The following is an 806-nucleotide window of genomic DNA, read 5'->3' on the forward strand; positions in this document are numbered from 1 at the left end:
GATCAATTTTATTGAAAAGTTGCGTGAACACTGTAAAGTCCATGGAATTCCTCTTTAATGAATTTTCAACTTTTTATCACCTTGGAACATAGATATATGCTAAACACTTCATTTGCATTTATATATTACCTAAGTGTTTTCAGCACGATATCTTGGCTTTGATAAAATCTTTGTGCCTCTCTTAATTGTTCAGAGAGTACTGAACCTTCTACATCGGCTTTTGTTTTCATCGTATGGTAGGCATCCCTTTTTTTTCATGATCAAAAATTTTCATATCAAGTTCGCGTCTTTTCCTTTTGATAAGTGATTGCTCAGCGTTACGTAAATGTGCTACCATTTGCACCTTTATAAATTCATTTTGGATCATGGCTAATGAACCATCGATATGTGCTTGAAGATCTGCAATATCTTTCAGGTTTTCTTTTGTTTGAAGTTCATTAAATAGACTTTTGAGGTATTGAAAACGATTTTCTACGTTTTCAAAAGTTTCTAAACTTACAGCTTTATCTAGTATCGATGCAAATTGTAAACGCTCTGAAATAGTTTTGCCCATTTGATCAAAAGGCCCAGAAACTTTGTTTTCGTCCTCTAGTACCTTTTGATATGATTCTCTTGAAAGCTTATCACTCTTATAGAGCGATTCTGGTTCTTTGAGAAAAAAACTAGAAAAATCTATTTTTTCAGGTCTAGTTTTTTGACTATTTGTTATAGCTTGATAGGTTTTTTCTGTTTGTGAAATTTGTTCTTTTTTCAACTCAAGCTGTTTTTTTAAGAGCTCAATAATTTCCCCTTTTTTTAATAGATTA

General features: G+C 31.8%; 1 protein-coding gene. It reads right to left on the reverse strand.

The features are described from left to right. Window positions 1-226: 226 nt before the first annotated feature. The gene (locus tag ACFIM8_RS09210; RefSeq protein ID WP_375614842.1) at window positions 227-784 is read right to left on the reverse strand and encodes a type IV secretion system protein; all 558 of its coding nucleotides are present in this window, start codon (window positions 782-784) and stop codon (window positions 227-229) included. Between the last annotated feature and the right edge of the window lie 22 nt (window positions 785-806).

Origin of the sequence: Bartonella sp. AC535YNZD, assembly GCF_042196625.1 — a bacterium.
Taxonomy (GTDB): Bacteria; Pseudomonadota; Alphaproteobacteria; order Rhizobiales; family Rhizobiaceae; genus Bartonella.